Annotated in this window: 21 protein-coding genes; 14 read left to right on the forward strand and 7 right to left on the reverse strand. The window is 73.3% G+C overall.

What is annotated here, in order from left to right; translation table 11 throughout:
* The first annotated feature begins 71 nt into the window (after positions 1-71).
* A complete protein-coding gene (locus ACFYL4_RS22630) occupies positions 72-920 on the forward strand; it encodes an HdeD family acid-resistance protein (RefSeq protein WP_357760158.1) in 849 nt (282 codons plus the stop codon).
* A 43-nt stretch (positions 921-963) separates the two neighbouring features.
* Here ACFYL4_RS22630 and ACFYL4_RS22635 read toward each other — a convergent pair whose 3' ends face one another.
* Complete coding sequence (locus tag ACFYL4_RS22635) at positions 964-1,281, reverse strand: putative quinol monooxygenase (RefSeq protein ID WP_357760155.1); 318 nt, start codon at positions 1,279-1,281, stop codon at positions 964-966.
* A 201-nt stretch (positions 1,282-1,482) separates the two neighbouring features.
* Here ACFYL4_RS22635 and ACFYL4_RS22640 point away from each other — a divergent pair, with 201 nt between their 5' ends.
* Complete coding sequence (locus ACFYL4_RS22640) at positions 1,483-2,715, forward strand: macrolide family glycosyltransferase (protein ID WP_387520696.1); 1,233 nt, start codon at positions 1,483-1,485, stop codon at positions 2,713-2,715.
* 168 nt (positions 2,716-2,883) lie between these two features.
* Complete coding sequence (locus tag ACFYL4_RS22645; protein WP_357760149.1) at positions 2,884-3,423, forward strand: AAA family ATPase; 540 nt, start codon at positions 2,884-2,886, stop codon at positions 3,421-3,423.
* A gap of 6 nt (positions 3,424-3,429) precedes the next feature.
* Here the strand turns inward: ACFYL4_RS22645 and ACFYL4_RS22650 are convergent, their stop codons facing one another.
* Positions 3,430-3,627, reverse strand: a complete 198-nt coding sequence (locus ACFYL4_RS22650; protein WP_357760146.1) for a hypothetical protein — start codon at positions 3,625-3,627, stop codon at positions 3,430-3,432.
* 209 nt (positions 3,628-3,836) lie between these two features.
* Between ACFYL4_RS22650 and ACFYL4_RS22655 the strand changes: the two genes are divergently transcribed.
* From ACFYL4_RS22655 to ACFYL4_RS22700, 10 genes are all read left to right on the forward strand, one after another.
* The gene (locus tag ACFYL4_RS22655) at positions 3,837-5,090 is read left to right on the forward strand and encodes a hypothetical protein (RefSeq protein ID WP_387520701.1); all 1,254 of its coding nucleotides are present in this window, start codon (positions 3,837-3,839) and stop codon (positions 5,088-5,090) included.
* Positions 5,091-7,604 (forward strand): tetratricopeptide repeat protein, encoded by a 2,514-nt coding sequence (locus ACFYL4_RS22660; RefSeq protein WP_387520704.1) that lies wholly within the window; start codon positions 5,091-5,093, stop codon positions 7,602-7,604.
* Positions 7,605-7,621: 17 nt separating this feature from the next.
* Positions 7,622-9,040, forward strand: coding sequence for a PP2C family protein-serine/threonine phosphatase (locus ACFYL4_RS22665; RefSeq protein ID WP_387520707.1), 1,419 nt, complete (start codon positions 7,622-7,624; stop codon positions 9,038-9,040).
* Positions 9,024-10,373, forward strand: a complete 1,350-nt coding sequence (locus tag ACFYL4_RS22670) for a VWA domain-containing protein (protein ID WP_387520710.1) — start codon at positions 9,024-9,026, stop codon at positions 10,371-10,373. Before ACFYL4_RS22665 ends, ACFYL4_RS22670 begins: the two co-directional genes overlap by 17 nt.
* 8 nt (positions 10,374-10,381) lie before the next feature.
* Positions 10,382-11,104, forward strand: a complete 723-nt coding sequence (locus tag ACFYL4_RS22675; RefSeq protein ID WP_357760134.1) for an FHA domain-containing protein — start codon at positions 10,382-10,384, stop codon at positions 11,102-11,104.
* Positions 11,105-11,113: 9 nt separating this feature from the next.
* The gene (locus tag ACFYL4_RS22680) at positions 11,114-12,691 is read left to right on the forward strand and encodes a hypothetical protein (RefSeq protein ID WP_387520712.1); all 1,578 of its coding nucleotides are present in this window, start codon (positions 11,114-11,116) and stop codon (positions 12,689-12,691) included.
* 59 nt (positions 12,692-12,750) lie between these two features.
* Positions 12,751-13,632, forward strand: coding sequence for a transporter substrate-binding domain-containing protein (locus ACFYL4_RS22685; RefSeq protein WP_387520715.1), 882 nt, complete (start codon positions 12,751-12,753; stop codon positions 13,630-13,632).
* 115 nt (positions 13,633-13,747) lie between these two features.
* On the forward strand, positions 13,748-14,047 hold the full coding sequence (locus ACFYL4_RS22690) for a DUF6221 family protein (protein ID WP_357760126.1): 300 nt from the start codon (positions 13,748-13,750) through the stop codon (positions 14,045-14,047).
* Positions 14,048-14,213: 166 nt separating this feature from the next.
* Positions 14,214-14,693: a hypothetical protein gene (locus tag ACFYL4_RS22695; RefSeq protein ID WP_387520718.1), complete on the forward strand. Its 480-nt coding sequence runs from the start codon at positions 14,214-14,216 to the stop codon at positions 14,691-14,693.
* A 92-nt stretch (positions 14,694-14,785) separates the two neighbouring features.
* Complete coding sequence (locus ACFYL4_RS22700) at positions 14,786-16,954, forward strand: tetratricopeptide repeat protein (protein WP_387520720.1); 2,169 nt, start codon at positions 14,786-14,788, stop codon at positions 16,952-16,954.
* A 46-nt stretch (positions 16,955-17,000) separates the two neighbouring features.
* Here ACFYL4_RS22700 and ACFYL4_RS22705 read toward each other — a convergent pair whose 3' ends face one another.
* The 3 genes from ACFYL4_RS22705 to idi all read right to left on the reverse strand — a co-directional run bounded on the left by ACFYL4_RS22705 (position 17,001) and on the right by idi (position 19,307).
* On the reverse strand, positions 17,001-17,690 hold the full coding sequence (locus ACFYL4_RS22705; protein ID WP_387520723.1) for a haloacid dehalogenase: 690 nt from the start codon (positions 17,688-17,690) through the stop codon (positions 17,001-17,003).
* Positions 17,691-17,745: 55 nt separating this feature from the next.
* Positions 17,746-18,666: a helix-hairpin-helix domain-containing protein gene (locus ACFYL4_RS22710; RefSeq protein WP_387520726.1), complete on the reverse strand. Its 921-nt coding sequence runs from the start codon at positions 18,664-18,666 to the stop codon at positions 17,746-17,748.
* An 89-nt stretch (positions 18,667-18,755) separates the two neighbouring features.
* Positions 18,756-19,307, reverse strand: coding sequence for an isopentenyl-diphosphate Delta-isomerase (gene idi, locus ACFYL4_RS22715; RefSeq protein WP_387520728.1), 552 nt, complete (start codon positions 19,305-19,307; stop codon positions 18,756-18,758).
* Positions 19,308-19,482: 175 nt separating this feature from the next.
* Here idi and ACFYL4_RS22720 point away from each other — a divergent pair, with 175 nt between their 5' ends.
* Positions 19,483-20,985, forward strand: coding sequence for an SDR family NAD(P)-dependent oxidoreductase (locus tag ACFYL4_RS22720; RefSeq protein WP_387520730.1), 1,503 nt, complete (start codon positions 19,483-19,485; stop codon positions 20,983-20,985).
* A 141-nt stretch (positions 20,986-21,126) separates the two neighbouring features.
* Here ACFYL4_RS22720 and ACFYL4_RS22725 read toward each other — a convergent pair whose 3' ends face one another.
* Positions 21,127-22,140: a zinc-binding dehydrogenase gene (locus tag ACFYL4_RS22725; RefSeq protein WP_387520733.1), complete on the reverse strand. Its 1,014-nt coding sequence runs from the start codon at positions 22,138-22,140 to the stop codon at positions 21,127-21,129.
* Positions 22,141-22,419: 279 nt separating this feature from the next.
* The gene (locus ACFYL4_RS22730) at positions 22,420-23,034 is read right to left on the reverse strand and encodes a response regulator (protein ID WP_387520794.1); all 615 of its coding nucleotides are present in this window, start codon (positions 23,032-23,034) and stop codon (positions 22,420-22,422) included.
* Between the last annotated feature and the right edge of the window lie 29 nt (positions 23,035-23,063).

Raw genomic sequence — 23,063 nt, forward strand, 5'->3', positions numbered from 1 at the left:
TGCGACGTTGAGGGAAGTTGCACAGGGTGACCCGCACACGAGCGGGACCACGCGAGGAAGGGAGCCTGGTCATGGTTCGGTACGCGTTGACAGGCGACATACTCGGCGATCTGAGTCGGCACTGGTGGGTCCTGGTCGTGCGCGGCGCGGTCGCGGTGATCTTCGGTCTGCTGGCCCTCGCCTGGCCGGGCGAGAGCCTCCTGGCACTGGCGATCATCTTCGGTCTCTTCGCCCTGGTGGACGGTGTGGCGCTCGCCTTCACCGCCTACCGGGCGGCTCCGGGGACACGGATGCCGCTGGGCGTGCAGGCGGGCGTGAGCATCGTCCTGGGTCTGCTGGCCCTCACCTGGCCGCTGGCGGCGGTCCTGGCCATCGTCTTCCTGATCGGCGCCTGGGCGATCGTCACCGGCGTGGCCGAGATCGTCACCGCCGTGCGCCTGCGCGCCCAGGTGAGCTCCGAGTGGCTGCTCATCTTCGTCGGCGCCCTCTCGGTGATCTTCGGTCTCATGGTGTGGTTCTGGCCGCTGGTGAGCGCGGCGGCGATCATGCTGGTCGTCGGTGTGTACGCCATCGTGTTCGGTGTCGTGATGGCGGTCGCGGGCTTCCAGCTGCGCGGGGCCACCCGCGGCGCGCTGTCCACGACGGAGCAGGACACCGTCGCCGACGCCGACCTGGGAGCGGACGACGACGAGGAGGTCGCCGGGGAGCCCGGCGGCGCCCCGACCGGAGAGGCCGACGACGGGGGCCGTCCGGTGAGCGCGTTCGACGAGGGGTACGCGGGCGGCTACTCCGACGGGTTCCGCGGCGCGGGCACGGACGGCGGGCAGACGCCGGGCGGCGCCGACGACGAGGCGGCCACGCACCGGGGCGGCCGCCACCGGGCGCCCAAGGAGGGCCCGAACGGCTCCGACACCCCGTAGAGCCGCTCCGCCCGGGACCGGCGCCGCCGGTCCCGTGGGGCTCTCAGCCGCCGCTGACGACGAGGGGGCCGCGCCGGTCGACCTGGCTTCCGGGGACGACCAGCGCGGCCTTCTCGCGCTGCCACGCCAGGAAGTGCGGGCTCCGGCGGTGCGCGTCCAGGGCCGCCTCGTTCGCGAACACCTCGTACACCCAGAAGGAGTCCGGGTCCTCGGGGTCGCCGACCACGTCGAAGCGCAGGCACCCCGGTTCGTCCCGCAGCGCGTGCGCCGCGTTGCGGGAGATCCCGGCGAGGAACGCCTCGCGGCGCCCCGGGAGGGTGCGGATCGAGATGACCAGGGCGAGGGGGCTGCCGGAGGACACGGGGCGGCTCCTGGGGCTGGGGTCGTGGCGGTGCCGGAAAAAGGGTTGTACCACGCGACCCCGCTGCCGTAGCTTGGGCGGCATGTACTTCCAGCACCAGATCTACGGCTAGGACGCCGGCGTCCCCGGACGCCCCGCGCCGCCCCGCAGGGGGCAGGCGCTCCCGAGTCCTACCCGTGGAACGTTTCTGGAGAAGTACACATGCACCGCACCCGACGCGCGCACATCGCCATGGTCGGAGTCCCCGCCGTGAGCCACGTCCTGCCCAGCCTGGAGATCATCCGCGAGCTGGTCGACCGCGGCCACCGCGTCACCTACGCCAACGACCCCGTCGACGGGGTCGGCGAACTGATCGCCTCGACCGGCGCCGAACTCGTGCGCTTCACCACCACGCTGCCGACCGGCGACGAGGAGTGGCCCGAGGACCCCGTCGAGGGCATGGACACCTTCCTGGACGACGCGACCAACGTCCTGCCCGTCCTGCGGGACTCCTACGAGCACGACCGCCCCGACCTCTTCCTGTACGACATCGGCGGGTACGCCGCGCGGGTCCTCGGGGTCAACTGGGGCATCCCCGCCGTCCAGCTGTCCCCGACCCACGTGGCCTGGGCGGACCACGCGGACACCGTCATGGAGTGGCTGCGGTCGCGGCCCGGCGCCGCCGAGTACTTCGCCAGGTTCGACGCCTGGCTGGCCGAGAACGGCGTCACGGGGTTGGACCACGCGTCCTTCCCGGGGGAGCCGGAACGGGCCCTGGCCATGATTCCCCGGGAGATGCAGCCCTTCGCGGACACCGTCTCGGACGCGGTCACCTTCGTGGGGCCGTGCCTGGGAGCCCGCGCGGACCAGGGCGTCTGGCGGCGGCCCGCGGACGCCGAACGGGTGCTGCTGGTGTCCATGGGGTCGGCGATGACCCGGCTGCCGGAGTTCTACCGTGAGTGCGTCCGCGCCTTCGGCGACCTGCCCGGGTGGCACGTGGTGCTCCAGATCGGCCGTTTCGTGGACCCCTCCGAGCTCGGCGACCTCCCGGGCAACATCGAAACGCACCCGTGGGTTCCGCAGCTGGACGTCCTCCGACAGGCCGACGCCTTCGTCACCCACGCGGGCATGGGCGGCTCCAGCGAGGGCCTGTACACGGCCACTCCGATGATCGCGGTGCCGCAGGCCACCGACGGATTCGACAACGCCGACCGCATCCAGGCCGCCGGGGCGGGACGCCGGATCGACATGGCGGACGCCACCGCCGAGGTGTTGCGTTCCACCCTGCTGGAACTGACCCGCGACCCGAGGGTGGCCGCGTCCCTGGCGGCGATCAGCGCCCGGCTCCAGGGAGGCGGCGCCGCGTACGCGGCCGACCTCATCGAGGCGGAGCTGGCCGGGGCGCTGGAAGCCGACCCCGCCGCCGACGGGTCCGGGGTTCTCCCCTCCGCCTGATCCGCCCGGGGCCCCTGCCCGGCCCGACCCGTCCGTCACCGGTACGCCGTCCTCCTCGCGGCTCCCACCGCACCCTCCGCGACGCCCGCGCCGCACCCGCACCGGGTGCGGCGCACCGCGCCACCCATCCCTTTTCCGTGTCACGTCCGCTCCCCACCTGGAGGAACCATGGATCACCTCGTCGTCGTCACCGGCGGCCCCGGCTCGGGGAAGACCACCCTCATCGACCACCTGGTCGGGCTGGGCCACCGGCGCACGGTCGAGGCGGGCCGGGCGATCATCCGCGACCAGCGGGAGATCGGCGGGCCCGGCCTCGCCTGGCGCGACGACGCCCTCTTCGTGGAGCTCATGCTCGCCTGGGAGATGCGCTCCCACCGCGAGGCCGCCGGGCACGGCGGCCTGGTCCTGTGCGACCGGGGCGTACCCGACCTGGTCGGCTACCTCCGGCTGCGCGGACTCCCGGTCCCCGAACACGTGTGGGAGGCGACCCGCCGCTTCCGGTACCGGCGCACGGTGTTCGTCGCTCCTCCCTGGCCGGAGATCTACTCCGGTGACACCGAACGCCACCAGTCGCCGGAGGAGGCCGAACGCACCTTCGAGGCGATGTGCCGGGCCTACCCGGACTGCGGGTACGACCTGGTCGTCCTGCCCCGTGTGCCCGTCGCCGACCGCGCCCGCCTCCTCCTCGAGCACCTGGGCCGACCGTAGGGCTCCCTAGGGTTCCAGGGACATGCCCCGGGCGTTCAGGAGGTCGCTCAGGATGTCGGTCCCGGTCGGACCCATCCCGTGCAGTCGCAGCAGGTCGGTCTCGCTCACACCGTCGAGCTGCTCCAGACGCGTGTACCCGGCTCGGGTCAGGGCCCTGCGGGCCGGGGCACCGATACCGGGGAACTCTTCCTCTGTTCTGTCCATGCCGTTGTCGTACCCAGAGCTTGGGACGCGTGAGATGACATGTGTGTTGCGTTTGTGGCCGCTCGTGGCCGGATCATCCGGACTCCCTTGTGGTTCCGGGTGGTCCGGGCCACACTCTTGTCCTAGACAAAGGGAGAAATCGGGAGCGGTCAGGTCCGCTGGAGGTGATTCGTCGGGTGGGCAGGGACGCGGAGCCAGGTGCGGCACCGATGAGCTGGGAGGTGCTCGACCACGCCCTGAACCTCGTACGGGGCGAGGCGGACCGCATCAAGCTCCGTCTCGCCGACCTCGACCAGCACGTGGGGCACCGGCTGCTCAGGGACGCCGACCTCGTGGGCGGCACCCGCGAACGGTGGGAGCGCGCCGCACGGCACCTGCATGGGCTGTGGACGGTCCACAGCGCGTTCGCGCTGGTGGTGGACCGCGCGCTGCTGGTCCGTGAACGCGGCGGGGACGACCCGCAGGACGAACTCGCGTACCTGCTCCGGGGCGCGTCCGTCGTCCTGCCGCTGGAGGGCGAAGGCCTGGGCGGACGCGGCCTGCTCGACCCCGACACCGAACGGATCACCCCCGCCACGGCCGTCGCGCGGATGTCGGCCCACTACGAGGAGGCCACCGAGGTCATCGCGGCGGTGGAGACCGCCTGGGACGTCCTGCACCCCCGCCTCGCCGAGCTGGAGACCATGTGGCAGGAGGTCTGCACCCTCTCCGACCAGGTGGAGCTGCACGAGGACGAGCACGAGGGGCTGCGCGAACAGCTCTTCCGGGTGGGCGAGACGGTCCGCCGGGACCCGCTGGCCCTCGTCGCCGGTTCCAGGGTGGACACCTCGTCCCTCGAGCACGTGAGGGGGCTCCTGGTCCGGACCCGGGGAGAACTCCGCGACGCCCTGCGGATGCGCGACTCCTACGCGGAGAGCGTGGCCCACCTGGTCTCGACCATCGACGACGTCGAGGAGGTGCTCCAGCGCGCCCGCGAACTGCGGGAGCGGGTGGTCGCGAAGATCTACTCGCCCGTGGCCGTGAGGGTCCCCGACCCGGTGCCCCGGCTGCGCTCGGTCCTGGACGAGATGGACGACCTGCGCGCCCGTGGCGACTGGAGGGGGCTGGGTACCCGCCTGGGTCGGGTCCAGCACGACGTGCACGAGGCCGGTGACACGGCCCACGCGTGCGAGCGGAACCTGGCGGAACTCCTCCAGCGCCGGGCCGAGCTGCGCGGCCGACTGGACGGCTACCGGGCCCGGGCCGTCCGCCTGGGTCTGGCCGAGCACGAGCACCTCGCGGGGCTCCACGGGCAGGCGCACTGGGAGCTGTGGAAGGCGCCGTGCGACCTCCGGGCGGCCACCGTGGCGCTCGCCGCCTACCAGCGGGCACTCCGGGAGCTCTCCGGTGACGAACCCCCCGCGGACGGGACCCCGCCGGGCGGGGGAGCGTCGGACGGCACGACTGATGGTGGTGTGACCTAGATGACCATGTGCGCTTCCCCCGGCTGCCAGGGCCACATCGAGGACGGCTTCTGCGTGGTGTGCGGCCTGGCTCCCGTCGACGCGTCACCGGCCTCGACGCGGACGGTCGCGTCCTCGGCGGCCGACCGGGCGCTGCCCCCCGGTTCCGGTCCTCGCGTGCCTTCGGGAGGCGGGGTCCCCCCGGCGTCCGTCCCGCCGCCGGGCCCGGGCTCCGGTGCCAGTGCGCGCGGACCCTCCGGGGCAGGCCCCTCCGGCGGTCCGGCGTCCGGGCCCACCGCCGGTCTCCGCGCCGACGGCTCCGGCCTCGACCAGTGGCTGGGCGCCGCGCCCTCCGGGGACTCCGGCGGTCACGACATGGCCGTCCACTCCCACCCGATCAGCTCCGGCGACATCCGCCTGTCCGGCCGTTCGGGCCCGGGCAGCATCTCCGGGATGGTCGGGAGCTCACCCGCCGGTTCCGGCGGTTCGGGACGCTCCCACCGGCGGGGCATGCTCGGCCTCGGCATGGTGCAGGTGCCCCTGGTGCCCGCCCACGACCCCTCCGACGCGATCATGACCAACCCGGTCGTGTCGGAGAAGAACCGGTTCTGCGGCAACTGCTCCGAGAAGGTCGGCCGGTCGCGCGGTGAGCAGCCGGGTCGCACCGAGGGGTTCTGCCGCCAGTGCGGGACCCAGTTCTCCTTCACCCCGAGGCTGGCCGCGGGCGAGGTGGTGGGCGACCAGTACGAGGTGATCGGCTGTCTGGCCCACGGCGGTCTCGGCTGGATCTACCTGGCCCGCGACCTTAACGTCAACAACCGATGGGTGGTGCTCAAGGGCCTGCTCAACGCCGGAGACGCCGAGGCGCACAAGGCCGCGGCGGCGGAGCGCGCGTTCCTCTCCGAGGTCGAACACCCCAACATCGTCAAGATCATCAACTTCTCCCGGCACCCGGACCCCCGCACGGGCATCCCCGCCGGCCACATCGTCATGGAGTACGTGGGCGGGAAGTCGCTGCGGGAGCTGCTCGTCGAACGCCGGGAGAACGGCACCGGGGAGGAGGTCCTCCCCCTCGACCAGGTGATCGCCTACGGCCTGGAGTGCCTGCGCGCCCTCGGCTACCTGCACTCCCGGGGCCTGCTCTACTGCGACTTCAAGCCGGACAACGTCATCCAGAGCGAGGAGCTCATCAAGCTCATCGACCTCGGCGGCGTCCGGCGCATGGACGACACGCTCAGCCCCGTCTACACGACCCCCGGCTACCGGGTGCCCGAGGACGAGCTGCGCGGTCCGGGCCCGACCGTCAGCGCCGACCTGTACTCGGTGGGCCGGGCCCTCGCGGTGCTCAGCTTCCACTTCAGCTTCATGCGCCAGCACCCGCACAGCATCCCGCCCCGCGACGAGGTGCCGCTCCTCCAACGCCACGAGTCCTACGACCGCTTCCTGCGCCGGGCCACCCACTGGGAGCCGGAGTCGCGCTTCCACGACTCCGGCGACATGGCCGACCAGCTCACGGGTGTGCTCCGCGAGGTGATGGCCGACCTGGAGGGCACCCCGTACCCGGCCGCGTCGGTGCTGTTCGGCGGTGAGAGCTTCACCTTCGCCTCGGGCGTCGGCACGCACAACGCCGACCGTCTGCTGAGCCCGCCCGCGCCCACCGAGGCCGCCGGGCTCCTGCCCGCCCCGCTCGTGGACTCCTCCGACCCCGCCGCCCAGCTCCTGCGGAGCTTCGTCGGTATGCCCCCGGCCGAGCTCGTCCCCACGCTGCGCGCCGCCCAGGCACCGTCCCCCGAGACCCTGCTGATGCTGGCGCGGTCCCTCATCACGGTCGGCCAGCACAACGAGGCCCTGGACGCGCTCCAGCAGTTCGGCGCCGCGGTCCCCGGCGACTGGCGGACCATGTGGTACCTCGCCGTCGCCGAACTCAGCACCGGCAGCTTCCACAACGCCCGGGGCCACTTCGACGAACTGTACGACCACCTCCCCGGGGAGGTGGCGCCCAAGCTCGGCCTGGCGCTGGCCTGCGAGCGCACCGGCGACCTCGACACCGCCGCCCGCCAGTACTCCACGGTGTGGTCCACCGACCACTCGTACGTGAGCGCCGCCTTCGGGCTGGCCAGGGTCCGGCTGGCCCAGGGGGACCGGGCCGCCGCCATCAGGGTGCTGGACACCGTGCCCGAGCTGTCCAGCCTGTACGTGCACGCCCAGACCGCGCTGATCGCCGTGCTCGCCACCGGCGCCACCGACGGTGCCGACCTCGTACGGGCCGGGGAGCGACTCGACCGGATCGCGCTGGACAGCGACTCCGCCGACCGGCTGGCCGTCCGCGTCCTGGAGTCGGCGCTGGGCTGGCTCCGCACGGGCGCCGCGGCCCCGGACGGTGGGCGGCTCCTCGGCGGCGACCTCGACGAGGAGGGCGTCCGCGCCAACCTGGAGCGGCGGTACCGGGCCCTGGCCCAGCGCACGAGCCGCACCTGGGAACGCCACGAGCTGATCGACAGGGCGAACTCGCTCCGCCCCGTGACACTGCTGTGAGAAGTGAAGGAACGGCGATGACCAAGGTACGGACCTGCCCTACCTGCGCCGACATGGTGTCAGAGGGCGACGTCTACTGCGAGGGCTGTGGTCGTCCCCTTCGGGCGGGCGCGCGGCCCGGTGAGGGGGAGGGCGGCGCGTCCGACGGCGTCCCCACCGAACCCCAGGCGAGCCTGTCGGGCACCTTCCGCAGGACGGCCGCCGAGGACGAGACGGTGACGGTCGAGCGTCCCGGGCTCGTCCCGGCCGAGGGAGCCCCGACCGCGCCCCAGGTGAGCCTTCAGGGCCTCGTCGCCGACCCGCCCGGACACCCCGACCCGCCTGGTCATCGCGGGCCCGCCGCCCGGTCCGCCGCCACGGCGGCGCCGCCGACGGCGCGCACCGCGGACGAGCCGCCCGGGTCGGACTGGGACGACGCCGACGCGCTCACCACCCAACCGGTCCGCCGCGACCCCGTGGCCGCCCCCGACGAACCGACGAGCCCGGTCCCCGGCTGGCCGCCGACCGCGCCGGGCGACCCGTCCGGCACGGCCGAGCCCGGCCTGTGCGTGTGGTGCCCCGGCCGGGTCGTGGACGGGTACTGCGAGAAGTGCGGGTTCCTCCAGCCCACCGGCCGCGACCACGTCGAGGTGCGCACCCGTCGCGCCTACGGGGTCAGCGACCGGGGTCTGCGGCACAGACGCAACGAGGACGCGATGGCGATCCGGGTCGTGGAGGACGACGCGCCGCACGCCGCCGGAACCGTCGTGGCCGTCGTCTGCGACGGCGTCTCCAGCTCGCCCCGGTCCGACGAGGCCTCCAGGGTCACCGCCGAGACGGGCGCGGCCGTGCTCGCCGAACGCGTGCGCCAGGGAGCCGACCCCCGGGAGGCCACCGGCGCCGCCATGACCCGCGCGGCCGAGGCGGTCGCCCGGATCGCCGACTCGCCCAGCTCCGCTCCCGCCTGCACCTTCGTGTCCGCGGTGGTGGACCCGGTCACCGGTTCCGTCACGGTCGGCTGGGTCGGCGACAGCCGCGCCTACTGGATCTCCGGCGGGCCCGCCTCCAGCGCCTCGGCCCTGCTCACCAGGGACGACTCCTGGAGTGAGGCGATGGTGCAGATGGGCGCCCTGTCCCGGGAGGAGGCGATGCGCTCCGCCAACGCCCACGCCCTGATCGCCTGGATGGGAGCGGACTCCGGTGAGATCGAGGCGCACGTCTCGACCGTCACCCCGACCGGCCCCGGCGCGGTCCTGCTGTGCAGCGACGGCCTGTGGAACTACTACCCCGAGGCCCGGGACCTGGCCGAGGCGGTGCCCGAGGCGTCGGCGTCTCCCTGGGAGGCGTCCCGCTCCTACGTCAGCCTGGCCCTGAGGGCGGGTGGCAAGGACAACATCACCGTCGTCGTCATCCCCGTCCCCACCGACCAAGGGGGTTCCCGTGAAGAACGCGACTGACCACTCGGCCGAGCCCGACTTCCGGGTCGAGATCGACCAGAACCCCTACCTCCCCCTGGGCGGGACGGAGGTGCACGCGGTGGTGAGCGTGACCTCCGACAACCCGGTGGTGGCGGGAGCCTCCGTCCGGGCCGCCGAGGTGATCATCATCGACACCTCCGGTTCCATGTACGGCGAGAAGATCAACGCGGCCAAGCAGGCGGCGCGCGCCGCCATCGAGACCCTGCGGGACGGGGTCCGCTTCGCCGTGGTCGCCGGTCACCGCGAGGCCGAGATGATCTACCCGGACTCCGCGCGCCTGGTGGAGGTGAACGCCACGACCCGGGCGGCGGCGCTGGAGGCGGTGGGACGCCTCCGCGCGGACGGCGGCACCCGGATGGGCGCCTGGCTGCTGAGGGCGGCCGAACTCTTCGCCACCGCCGGCGACGGCGTCAAACACGCGATCCTGCTCACCGACGGCCAGAACAACGAGATGTCCGACGTCTTCGAGCGCGTGCTCACCCGGCTCCAGGGCAGTTTCGTGTGCGACTGCCGGGGCGTGGGCACCGACTGGAAGGTGGAGGAGCTGCGCCGGATCGACGCCGCGCTGCTCGGCGGGGGTCCGGGCATCATCGCCGACCCCGCCGACATGGCGGCCGACTTCCGCGCCATGACGCGGGCCTCCATGGGCAAGGCGGTGGCCGACGTGGTCCTGCGCCTGTGGACCCCCCAGAACGCCGTGGTGCGCTACGTCAAGCAGGTGGCACCCACGGTCCAGGACCTCACCCACCGGGCGGTGGGGCGGGTCGCGCAGGCCGTGGACCATCCCACCGGCTCCTGGGGGGAGGAGAGCCGCGACTACCACGTCTGTGTGGAGGTGCCCCCGGGCGACCCCGGCCGCCAGCTGCGCGCGGGCTGGGTCCGGGTGGTGCTGCCGGGCGATGACGGAGCCGAGGACCAGGTCCTGGCCTCCGGCAACATCCTCGCCGAGTGGACGTCGGACGAGGACCGGGCCACCGAGATCAACCCCCGGGTGGCCCACTACACGGGCCAGGCCGAACTGGCCCGGGCCATCCAGGACGGGCTCGACGCCCGTCGGGAGGGGGACGACCGGACCGCCACCACCAGGCTGGGCCGGGCCGTCGCCCTCGCCCACGAGTCGGGCAACGAGGAGACCGCGAGGCTCCTGGGCCGTGTCGTCGACGTCGTCGACGCGGCCACCGGAACGGTCCGGCTCAAGACCAGTGTCGACAAGGTCGACGAGATGACCCTCGACACCAACTCGACCCGGACCGTACGGACCCGCCCCCGCCCGAGTGGCCCGGGGTCCGGCGGTACCCCCGGCCCCGGGTAGGAGGGACCATGCCGAGCTGCCCCTCAGGGCACCACTCCGCGGCCGACGACTTCTGTGACGTCTGCGGGCTGCGCCTCCAGGCGCTGTCCGTGCCGCCCCCCGTACATCCCCGACCGTCGGCGCCGCCGCCCGCTCCGCGCCGGACCCCGCCACCGGTCCCGCACCGGAGCCCGCCCCGCCCGCGACCGGAGACCCGGGGCGGCCCCTGCCCGGAGTGCGGTACGTCCAGGGCGGGACGCTTCTGCGAGGAGTGCGGTTACGACTTCGCCTCCCAGTCGGGCAGCCACGTGCGGCGCGACTCCGGGCCCGGCAGCGGACCCACCGCCGTGCGCTGGCGTGCCGTCGTGGCCGCCGACCCCGCCTACTACCAGTACATGGTCGACCAGGGCATGCTCGACCCGCGCCGGATCAGCTTCCCCACCGGGGGCAAACCGCGCCGGGTGAGCCTTCAGGGCGACCGCGTGCACATCGGTCGCCGGAGCCAGTCGAGGGGGTTCACCCCCGAGATCGACCTCGGCGGCCCGGGGGGAGACCCGGCGATCTCCCACATCCACGCGATCCTGCTGGCCCGCCCCGGCGACACCTGGTCCCTCCTCGACCCCGGGTCGACCAACGGGACCACCGTCAACGGGACGGCCAACCCCATCCCCCACCACGTGGAGGTTCCCCTGAATGACAGTGACCGGATCTACGTCGGCGCCTGGACCGTCGTCATCCTCCAGAAGGGGTGAACCCCGTTGATGACCCCCAACCCCGATCCGGGGACCCGGCCCCCGGGTCCCGGCGGCTCCGTGGCGGAGGCGGCCGACACCGCCCCGGCGCGGCCCGGCCACGACGGTCCCGGGGGCGGACGCCTCCGGTCCTGGTGGCCGCGCGTCCGCGCCTCGGCGCGGACCACGCCCGTCCGCGTGTGGGCCCTGTCGCTCGTGTGCGTGCTGGCCGTCGCGAGCCTGTTCGGGTCCGCGGCCTCCACCCTCAACCAGGCGCGTGACGGCCTGGCGGTCCTGGGAGAGGGGGCCGGACAGCAGGCCCTGAACACCACCGACCTCTACCTGAACCTGGCCGCCATGGACGCCAGCGTCGCCGACATCCTGGTCATGGGGACCGACCACGACCTCGGCTCAGGGCGGGAGGCCGCCCTGGAGCGCTACGAGTCCAGCCGGGAGGAGGCCAACGAGGTCCTGCTCGACGTGGCGTCACTGACCAGCGAGGACCCCACCGCCCAGGCGAACGTCCAGGCGCTCCTGAACGGGATGGGCACCTACGAGCAGGCCGTGGGCCGGGCGCTCCTCACCAACGACGAGGCCCAGGCCCCGCCGGGCGAGACGGACGCCGGTGCGCTCGACGCGTACCGGTCCGCCACGCTGCTGATGCACACCGAGCTACTGCCCAAGGCCTTCAACCTGGGGCTGGAGTCGTCGGCGATCGTGCGCGAGAGCCACGAGGACGGCCGGAAGGCGGTCACGGCCGGGCGGCTGTGGGTCGGCGCGGCGGGTGTGGCGACGGTGGGCTCCCTCCTGGCCCTCCAGCTCTACCTGCGGGTGCGCTTCCGCCGCCGGTTCAACGTGCCGCTGCTGGCCGCGACGGCCGGTGCGGTGGTGCTGACCGCCGGGGTCGTGCTGTCTCTGAGCAGTGGCGAGTCCCACGAGGTGGCCGCCAAGAACGAGGGCATGGACCCCGCCATGGCGCTCTTCCGGGCCGAGGCGATCGCCACCGACATGCAGGCCGACCAGAGCCGGTACCTGATCGACGACGAACGGCGCGACACCTACCAGCAGGTGTACCTGGAGCGGGCCCAGCAGGTGCTGTTCCGCGACGTCCGTACGCTGCCGGATTACTACGCGGCGGTCGGGGAGGTCCCGGGCTCCTACCCGCGCCTGCCGGGGGCCGACGTGCCCGACAAGGACGACCCGGGCACGCTCGGCTACCTGGGGGAGAGCGCCCAGGACGCGCTGCTCAGGGACGGGGACGGCGAGGTCGTCCCGCAGGCCGAGGAGGCCCTGGGACAGGTGCTCGCCACCTATGTCGAGGTCCAGGACGCGGACGAGCGGATGAGGGAGGCCGTGGCGGCCGGCGACACGGAGGCCGCCATCGAGATCCGTATGGAGGTGGCCGCCGACACCGGTGGCGGACTCTTCAGGCGGCACACGGACGCCCTCGGCGAACTGGCGCGGATGCACACGGAACGGTACGAGGCGAGCATCGACCGGGGCCAAAGATCCCTGTCGCCGTGGGTCTGGGGGCTGCCCGTCGGCTCCCTGGCGCTGTTCGCCCTGGTCGTGGTGGGGGTCCGCCCCCGGTTGGCGGAGTACCGGTGAGCCCGGCGGCGACCGGTCCGGTCGGGCGCGACGTCGCCCCGCGAGAGAGGAACGGGTCGATGTGGACGCGAGGAGGCCGCGGCAGGACCGTGGCGGCCCTGGGCGCGGTGGCGGTGCTGGCGCTGCCCGCCTGCTCGGCGGAGGGGGGCGCGGAGGCGCCCGTGGAGTCCCTGCTCGACAAGACGTCGGTCACGATCGGGGTCAAGGCCGACCAGCCCGGTGTGGGGATCGGCGGGGACGGCGTCTACGAGGGGTTCGACGTGGACGTGGCGAACTACATCGTCGAGGAGCTGGAGCTGCCGAACGTGGAGTTCGTGTCCATCACGTCGAACGAGCGCGAGGCACGGCTGGGCGGCGACCCGGACCTCCCCCCGGGCACGCCGGTGAAGGACCCCGTCGACATGGTCGTGGCGACCTACTCCGTCACGCCCGCGCGCAGCACCCTGGTGACCTTCGCGGGCCCCTACTACGTGGCCAAGCAGGACATCCTCGTGCGCAAGGACGACCCGCGGGTGAAGGGGGTCGCGGACCTGGCCGGGCTGGAGATCTGCCAGGGGGAGGGCTCCAACTCCGCGGACCGGGTCGTGACGGAGCTCGGCATCGATGCGAACGTGCTCGACGTACCGGACTCCTACACCTACAGCGACTGCGTCCAACTCCTCAAGGAGGGCGAGATCGACGCGGTCACCACGGACGACCTCATCCTCGCCGGGTTCCTCGACGAGGACCCCGAAGCCTTCCAGTTCGTCAACAGCCCGTTCACCGAGGAGAGGTACGGGGTGGGGCTGCCGCACGGCGACGTCGCGGGCTGCGAGGCCGTGAACAGGGCGATCGACAAGATGTTCCAGAGCGGTGAGGCCGAGAGGAGCCTGGTGCGCTGGTTCGGCGAGACCGACCTGGACCTGGTCATGTCCGTGCCGCAGTTCGAGGGCTGCGGGTAGGGGCCGGGGGCCGTCCGAGGAGAACGCGAAGGGGCCACCGAGTGGCCCGAAAGGGGTGTTTGTCGGGATACTGAACCCCGTACGGGGCCCTGGGGCAGAACAGAGGAGTTGACCGTTGACCATCGTCGAGTTCCTGAACGCGCGCCTGGACGAGGACGAACGCGCGTCCAGGGCCGTCCCCGTGGGCTCACGCGGCCGGGAGCGGGCGCTGGCCGAGGTCGCGGCCAAGCGGGGTATCGTCCGCGGCTACACCGAGGCGCACCAGGCGAGCATGCGTGCCATCGACCCCTCCGCCCCGGCGCCGAGCGTCGGTGGTGACCCCTGGTCCGAGCTCCTGGCCTGGCGGCTCGCGGTGAAGCACCTGGCCGGGGTGTACCGGGGCCACCCCGAGTACGACCGGGAGTGGGAGGGCTAGCGCCCGGGCTCGTTCCCTCCGAGCGTCGCCGGGGGGCGGTGGGGGACATGTCCGCCGACCGTTCCGGCTTTGTCGGTCTTCACCGTTGGAACGGTTCCCGGAGCGGGTAGGGCACCGGGTACCCGGCAGCTCCGTTCTCCTCGCCCCCAACGGAAGGGCTCGACCCATGCTCCCCGAACCTCTCATGACCGCGGTGACCGCAGGCGCGGGCGTGATCGCCCGAGCGGCGGGAAGCGGCCTGTGGAACGGCATCCGCCCCCGTATCGAGGAATGGTTCGCCCGTCTGGGCGAGCGACGCGCACACGTGCTCGGCGTACAGCTCGACGCCACTGACAAGGCTCTGGAGGCCGCGTCCGAGGACGACGCCGTCAGGCGGGACGCCGAGAACACCTGGACGACCCGCCTCCAGGACGTCCTGCTGGAGCTGGACGAGGCCGAACAGGCCGAGTTCGCCGGATTTCTCACCCGGTTGCGCGACGAGGTCGACGCGGCCTCGTCTGCAGACGGGATCTCGACGGGGGACCACGCCGTGGTCACCGGTGGTGACATCAACATGAACGTCCGGGATGGCGCGGTCGCCGTCGTCCGCAACGAGGGCGGGTTCCAGGTGAACCCTACCCGGCCGGGGCCGGACACCGAGAGGTAGCCTCCGACCCCGGGGCCGCGCACGCGACCGCTCACGGACCGGGTGCCACTGCCATCTCCGCTTCGGGCCGTGGAGTGGCGGTCGGCCGGAACGTGACCTACGCGGTCCACCACCACGGGCCGCGGACCGTGGCCTGGCCCGTGGTGGTGGGTGTCGTGCCCAACGAGCCCGAGCACCACCAGGTCCGAGAACTCTCCGGTCGGCTCTCGCGTGCCTTCGACACGAACCCGACCGTCGTGGTGGGTCAGGTGCTGTCGGGGTTGGGCGGTGTCGGCAAGACACAGCTCGCCGCGGAGTACGCCCGGCGGGCGCTGGGCGAGGGTGAGGTCGACCTGCTCGTGTGGGTCCCCGCTTCCGAACGGATGTCGATCGTCCACACCTACGCGGACGCCGCCCGCAGGGTCGTCCCGGGCTGGGTCGACGACGCGCCCGAGCGAGCGGCCGATCAGTTCCTCTCCTGGTTGCGCACCACCGACCGCCGCTGGTTGATCGTTTTGGACAACGTGGACGTCCCCCACGTCGTACGCGGCCTGTGGCCACCCACCACGACCACGCCTCCGGGGTCCGTCGGGGGCGGTGCGCGTGGAGGGTCACGTCTTCGGTCCCTGTTCCCGAGCGGGAAGCGGGAACGGAGCTCGGGCCCGCCGCCACCCCGCGGCCGTGTGCTGATCACCAGCCGCCGCACCGACACCGCCCTGACCGGCCACGGTCGTCGGTTCGTCGAGGTCGGTATCTACAGCCCTGGAGAGGCTCGTGCCTACCTCACCCGGGCCTTGGCCGACCTGCCCACGCCCGCCGCCGTCGGGCAGATCGATCGGCTCTCCGAGGAACTCGGACACCTGCCCCTCGCGCTCGCCCACGCCGCCGCCTACATTCGGGACCGGCGCGGCGGTGTCACCTGTGCCGACTACGTCGAGCTGCTCCGTGACAGGCGCCGTCACGTCGAGCGGCTCTTTCCGGAAGAAGGGAGCCTTCCCGACGACTACCCCCGGACCGTGGCCGCGACGTGGACGGTATCCGTCGAACACGCCGACGCCCTGACCCCTCGGGGACTGGCGTCGCCCATGATGGGGCTCGTCGCCCTGCTCGACCCGGCGGGCATCCCTCTTCGGGTCCTGACCTCCGCTCCGGTGCGGGGCTATCTGCACCGGTTTCGGGAAGGCGACGAACCACTTACCGCACAGGACGCGGACGAGGCCCTCTCCGCGCTGGAACGGCTCAGCCTCCTCGCTCGCACGGGTCAGGGGGACGCGACCCTGGTGACGGCGCACCGGCTGGTCCAGCGCACCACACGTGAGGCCGGTGGGTCGCACACCGGGTGCCATGCGGCACTCGCCGTCGCGGACGCTCTGCTGGAGGAGTGGCCGGACGCGGTGCACGCCTCGCCGTACGGGGAGCGGTTACGCGCCAACACCGCCGCGCTCGCCGCGCACGCCGGGTCGTGGCTGTGGGACGGCGGGGGACACGAGGTGCTGTTCCGGGCGGGGACGAGCCTGGGGGAGTCCGGAGCCACCTCCCGGGCCGTCGTGTACTGGCGGTCGATGGTCGCGACTTCGAGGGGGCATCTGGGAGCCGACCATCCCGACACCCTGACCGCGCGTGAGCGGCTGGCGTTCCACCGGGGTGCGGCCGGGGACGCGGCCGGTGCCGTACGGGCCCTGGAGGCGGTTCTCCGTGACCGTCTCCGTGTCCTCGGGCCCGACCACCCCGACATCCTCACCACACGCGGGACCCTCGCCCTCTGGCAGGGCGGGGTCGGGGACGCGGCCGGTGCCGTACGGACTCTCGAGGACCTTCTCCGTGACCGTCTCCGTGCGACGGGTTGCGATCACCCCGGCACTGTTGTCACGCGTATCAACCTCGCCCACTGGCGGGGGAGGGCGGGGGACGCGGCCGGTGCCGTTCGCGCCTTCGAGGAGATCCTCCCCGAATGCCGACGTGTTCTGGGGGCCGATGGGCCCGACACCCTCAGCGCACGGGGGGTTCTCGCCCACTGGCAGGGGGAGACCGGGGACCACCCCGGTGCCGTGCGTACGCTCGAAGAGCTTCTCCCTGACCTGTCACGTGTCTTCGGCGCCGACCACCCGAACACGCTCACCTCACGTGTCAACCTCGCCCTCTGGCGGGGCAGGGGCGGGGACACAGCCGGTGCGGTCGGGGCCCTGGAGGGGGCCCTTCCCGACCTGCTCCGGGTGCTGGGTCCCGACCACCCCAGCACGCTCGACGCCCAGGAGAACCTCGTGGCCTGGCGAGAAGCGTGACGGTTGGCACCCGTGCCGCTCGCCCTCTCCGCTCCCACCGCACGCCCTAGCCGGGCGCGGGCAGGGCGAGGAGGCGCTCCACCGTCTCGGCGAGGTCCCGGCCCTGCGCGTCGGGGCGCGGGAACACCGAGGGGAAGCGCCCCTCCAGGTGCGACGACCAGCCGGTCACCAGTCCGGCCCGGCGTCCTCCGGCGGCGTCCCACCCGTGTGCCGTGACCAGCCCCAGACGCTGCGCAGGCACTCCGAGGTCGTGTGCGGCGGAGAGGTAGGCGGCCTCGGCCGGTTTCCACTCCGTGGGCCCCCCGCCCCCGGTGAGGGCCTCGGTCGGCAGGCCGGAGCGCTCCAGCAGCAGGCGCACCCGCTCGCCGCCGCCGTGGCCCAGCACGGCCGTGCGCAGCCCCGCCGCGTGCGCGGTGTCCAGGGCCCGCGCGGCCTCGGGCCGGGGTTCGAGCCGTGCGAGGCCGTCGATGATCACGTCTTCGGCGGCCGGGGCGATCTGGTTCCCGGTGATGTCCCTCAGGGACCCCCGCGCCACGTCCTCGAAGGTGCGCTCACCACCCAGCAGGGACAGCGCGAACGCGTCCCGCAGCAGGTGGTCGCACCAGCGGGTCATGAGGACCCGGGGGATGCCCGCCTCGCGGAACCGCCACTCCAGCGGGCCGAGGGGGAACAGGGTGTCGAAGGCGTCGAAGACGAGGGCGGCGGGGCGTACGGGGCCGTGTGCGTGAGGGGGCATGCGGTGCGCTCCAACTCTGTGGGGGGTGCGCTTCCTACCTACCCCGCCGCCGGTGTCAGAAGACGACGTACCCGGAGACGTCGTCCTCCAGGTGGGCCGGGAGCCCGGAGCGGATCAGCGCGTCCGGCAGGGAGACGAACGGTGCGGCCGCGCGCGCCTCGACCAGTGTCCGGGCGTGCTCCGGGGTCAGCCCGGGCAGCGACGCGATCGCCTCGGCGGAGGCGCGGTTGAGGTCCACCAGGCCGCCGTCGTCGTAGCCGGTGTCGAGGTCGGGGCGGCCGATGCCCAGCTCTCGCGCGAGCACGGGTTCGTCCCTGAGCAGGGCCCGGGACTCCTCCCTGCGGCGGGCGCGGTCGGCCGCCATGGCGCGCAGCTCGGCGTTGTCCCGTCCCGTGCGGGCCCCCGCGGCCGAGGCGGGTGCCGGTCCGGCCTCGGGGCGCTCGGCGGGTTCGCCGCGCAGGCGCCGGTTCCGCTTGGAGTTCGCGTTGTAGACGTCGTGGAACAGGTAGGCGGTGGCGACGAACGCGTAGACGATGAGGACGCCGACGCTGACGTTCTCCAGGACGCTGTCCTCGGCGCTCGCACCGAAGACGGCGAGCAGCGGCAGGATCAGCAGGGCGAGGACACCCGCTGCGCCGGACCGGTGCCGCACCGCCACGTAGGCGAAGGCGAACACGCTCAGGGCACCGCAGGAGAGCAGGTTGGTGAGCAGGAAGCCGGTCCCGCCCGGCAGGATGTCGCCCCCCGCCTTCGGTGAGGGCTGGGGGTGGGCGGGCGGCGGGGGTGCCTGCTGTCCGTGGTGGGGCGGGTGACCCTGGGGACCGGTCGGCCCGTGGTGCGGCCCGTGGTGCGGATGGTGTGCCGGACCCGGCTGCCCTTGGTGGGGCGGAGCCTGTCGCTCCGCGTGACCGTGGTGGCGGTGTCGGGGGTCGTGGTCGCCCGGGTGCCATCCGGGGCCGGGGGATGCGTTCGCCATAATCCCAGTTTACGTCGTCCTGCGGCAGATGCCCTGTTCAGCGAATTCCCATGAGACGGCGGGGCGGTCGCGGGCCGGGGCGCCGGGTGTCAGCGCACCCGGTTGAGCTGCGGGATCTGCTCCGCCGCCCACGGGCTGATCACCCAGGGTGTCCTCTCGGCCAGAACGGCCAGGTCCGGCCACGCGGCCCAGGTGAACTCGGCGACCTCGTCCGCGTCGGGGGTCGGGGTGTCCTCGGTCCGCGCCCAGAACACCGGGCAGAACTCGTTCTCGACGATCCCCTCGGCCGACACCGCCCGGTACCGGAACTCCGGCAGCGCCTCGGTGACCTCGGTCAGCTCGATCCCCAGCTCCTGGCGGGCGCGGCGGCGCACCGCCTCCTCCATGGACTCGCCGGGGGCGGGGTGGCCGCAACAGCTGTTGGTCCACACCCCGGGCCAGGTCGTCTTGGCCAGGGACCGCCGGGTGAGCAGTACCCGCCCGTCCGGTCCCGTCACGTAGCAGGAGAAGGCCAGGTGGAGCGGGGTGTCCTCGGTGTGCACGACCGCCTTGTCGGCCACGCCGACCGGCTGGTGGGCCTCGTCCAGCAGCACCACGAACTCGCGCTCCGCACCGTCCTCGGCGGACGTCTGCTGGCTCACGGGGCTCCCCCTGTCCGTGGCGCCACCGGCCCCACACGTCGATTCCCAGTACTGCTCCTCCCCCCATGGTGACCCGTCCCGCGGACCGGTCGGCACCGACCGTCCGGTACCGGAGTGCGCATAGGGTTCCTGAGGGCCCGGCAGGAGGCCATCGGAACAGCGGCGGGATGCAGTGGTGACGGAAACGGTGACGCGGACCACGGTCGACGGGATCGACCCGGACAGGCTTCGGGTGTGCCTGGAGGTGCTGGCCGAGGCGGAGGGGCTGCCCGTCGACCACGACGACTCCCTGACCCTCCAGCGGGCCACCGCCCGCATGTTCAAGGCGCTCAAGGAGCGGCGGCGCCGGGAACGCAACGCCGCCCGCGCCGCCCACGACAGGGCCGTGTTCTCGGCCACCGCCACGGCCGCCCCGGACCGGATCGACGACGAGACCAACGGCCGCGCGCTCACCAGCCGCACCCTCGAGGCGGGCGGTGAGGAGGCTTCCGGGAACGGGGAGCGGCAGCTCGCCGGGGTGCTGCGCAAGGCCCGTCCCTGTTACGTGTGCAAGCGCAAGTACCAGGAGGTCGACGCCTTCTACCACCAGCTCTGCCCGGAGTGCGCCGTCTTCAACAGGCAGCGCCGTGAGGCCCGCACCGACCTCACCGGCCGGCGGGCCCTGCTCACCGGTGGCCGCGCCAAGATCGGCATGTACATCGCGCTGCGGCTGCTGCGCGACGGCGCCCACACCACGGTCACCACGCGGTTCCCGAACGACGCCGTGCGCCGGTTCGCCGCGATGCCCGACAGCGACCAGTGGCTGCACCGGCTGCGGGTGGTCGGTATCGACCTGCGCGACCCGGGGCAGGTGGTGCGGCTGGCGGACTCGGTGGCCGAGCAGGGCCCGCTGGACATCCTCGTCAACAACGCCGCGCAGACCGTGCGCCGCTCGCCCGGCTCCTACGCGCCGCTGATCGCCGCCGAGGCCCGGCCGCTGACCGGCGAGGGCCTTCCCGAGCCCCTCGTGCTCGGCGGTGTGCGCCCCCGCGAGCTGGAGGGCGCCACGGAGGCCGAGGTGGCCGGGGTCGCCCCGCACACGCTGACCCCGGAGATGCTCACGTCGCTGGCCCTCACCACCGGTGCCGCCCACCCGGACCGGGCGCACGAGGAGGGGGCGATCGACGCGGGCGGGCTGGTGCCGGACCTGGCGCCGGTCAACAGCTGGACCCAGCGGATCGGCGGGATCGACCCCGTCGAGATGCTGGAGGTGCAGCTGTGCAACGTCAGCGCGCCCTTCCTGCTGGTGGACCGCCTGCGTCCGTCGATGGCGGCCTCGTCCGCGCGGCGGACCTACATCGTCAACGTGTCCGCGATGGAGGGTGTGTTCGGTCGGGGGTACAAGGGTCCCGGGCATCCGCACACCAACATGGCCAAGGCCTCGCTGAACATGCTCACCCGGACCAGCGCCAAGGAGATGCTGGAGACCGACGGCATCCTCATGACCAGTGTGGACACCGGTTGGATCACCGACGAGCGGCCGCATCCCGACCGGGTGCGGATCGCCGCCGAGGGGTTCCACGCGCCCCTGGACCTGGAGGACGGCGCCGCCCGCGTCTACGACCCGATCGTGCGCGGTGAGCTGGGGGAGGACCTGCACGGCTGCTTCCTCAAGGACTACCGGCCCTCGGACTGGTAGCGGCCGCTCCGAGGGGCCGGGGCGGGCCCCGGCCCCCACCGGCCCCGGGCCAGGATTTCCCGCTCCCCTGGTCCCGGAGCGCCCCAGGGTGCCCGGGCCGGGATTCCCCGGGGCTCCCGGACTCCGGACCCCGGGCGGCGGTCAGGGCGTGAGGACCAGGCGGACCGGCGAACCGATCCGCCGCACCAGCCGCTCGACCGCCTGGGGCGCCTCCTCCAGCGGGAACGTTCCGCTGACCGAGCGGCTGAACTCCAGGCGCCCGGCCCGGACCAGGTCCACCAGCTGCACCACGTGTTCCGGCTCCGAGCCGTAGTGCCCGAGGACCTGTTGGCGCAGGTAGCTGAACCGGGTGCCGTCGCGGACCTCCAGCGGTTTGTCGGTGAGCCCCACCAGCACCAGGCGACCGTGCTCACCGAGGACCTGGAGGGCCTGCTCGCGCACGACCGGTACCCCCGCGAAGTCGAAGGCCGCGTCCAGACCGCGCCCGTGCGTGAGCTGGCCGATCCGGGCGAGGAAGTCGGGTGTCGTCGAGTCCAGGGCCACGTCGGCCCCGTAGTCCAGGGCGCGGGCCCGGGCGTGCTCGTCGGGGTCGGCGGCGATGATGGGGGCGGCGCCCACCAGCCGCAGCAGTTGGACGGCGTGCGCGCCCAGCCCTCCCACGCCCCACACCGCCACGGCCTCGGCGGGGCGCACGTCGCCGGTGGCGGTCACGGCGGCCCACGGTGTGGAGACGGCGTCCGGGATGATCGCGGCCTGCTCGAAGGGCAGTTCGTCCGGGATGGGCACCAGCGTGGTCTCACTGGCCAGCGCGTACTCGGCCCACCCGCCGTCGTAGTCCACGCCCCGGGTGAGCACCTGGCCGTGCCGGTCGTGCTCACCGGCCTGGAGGGCCACCCGGTCACCCACGGAGACGTCGAACACCTCGGGGCCCAGCTCCTCGACCACCCCGGCCACCTCGTGGCCCAGGGTGACGGTGTCGCCCTTGAGGTGGAGCGGGCTCAGGGTCCCGTCGACGAGGTGGGCGTCCGACAGGCACACGCCCGCCGCCCGGACTCGGACGAGGACCTGGCCGGGACCGGGGGCGGGGCGGGGGACGTCGGTGACCGTGAGGGTTCGGTCCGTCGTGTTCAGCCGGACCGCGCGCATGGTGGCCATAGGTCGTTCCTCGCAGACGAGTCGCAGGTGCCCATTTCCTCACCGATCATCACGGTTGGTGTCGGTGTGCCCGGGGAGGCGACACGGGCGACCCGGGTCAGAACCCGCTCACTTTTTCGTCAAGCGCGCCGGGTACGCCCGGTTCGGTCCACGGTCCTTCCGGTCGGGCAAGGCCCTTGCGGTCAGGCACGGCCCTTCTGGCCGGACACGGCCCCGACCGGTCGGCCCGCCCGGTGACCCCGCGTCGGGCCGCCCGGTGACCCCGAGGGCCCCGCCCGGTCAGTCCATGAGGCCGCCCCGGTACGCCCAGGCGGCGACCTCCACCCGGTTGCGCGCCCCGAGCTTGTCCTGGACCCGCGCCAGGTGCGTCTTGACCGTGCTCACGGTGACGTGCAGCTCCGCCGCCACCTCCGTGTTCGTGAGACCGCGCGCCACCGTGCGCACGATGTCCAGCTCGCGCGCGGTCAGCCCGCTCTCGGTGTGGTCGCGCCGGGGAGCGGGGGTCTCGGCGAAGTGCCGGAGCAGACGCACGGTGATCTGCGGCGACACCATCGCGTCGCCCCGGGCGGCGGCCCGCACCGCCTCGATCAGCAGAGCGGGCCCGGCGTCCTTGAGCAGGAACCCCACCGCGCCGCCGGTCAGCGCCGCGTGCACGTACTCGTCGAGGTCGAAGGTGGTCACCACGACCACGCGCAGCGGGTCGGCCACGCCCGGACCGGCCAGTCGGCGGGTGGCCTCCAAACCGTCGATCCCGGGCATCCGGATGTCCATGAGGACCACGTCTGGGCGCAGCTCCTCGGCGAGACGGACGGCCGTGAGCCCGTCACCGGCCTCCCCGACCACGGTGATCCCGTCCTCCGCGTCGAGCATGTACCGGAAGCCCGTCCGGACCATCTGCTGGTCGTCGGCGAGCAGTACCCGGA

It is taken from the genome of Nocardiopsis sp. NPDC006938, from assembly GCF_042869555.1.
GTDB lineage: Bacteria > Actinomycetota > Actinomycetes > Streptosporangiales > Streptosporangiaceae > Nocardiopsis.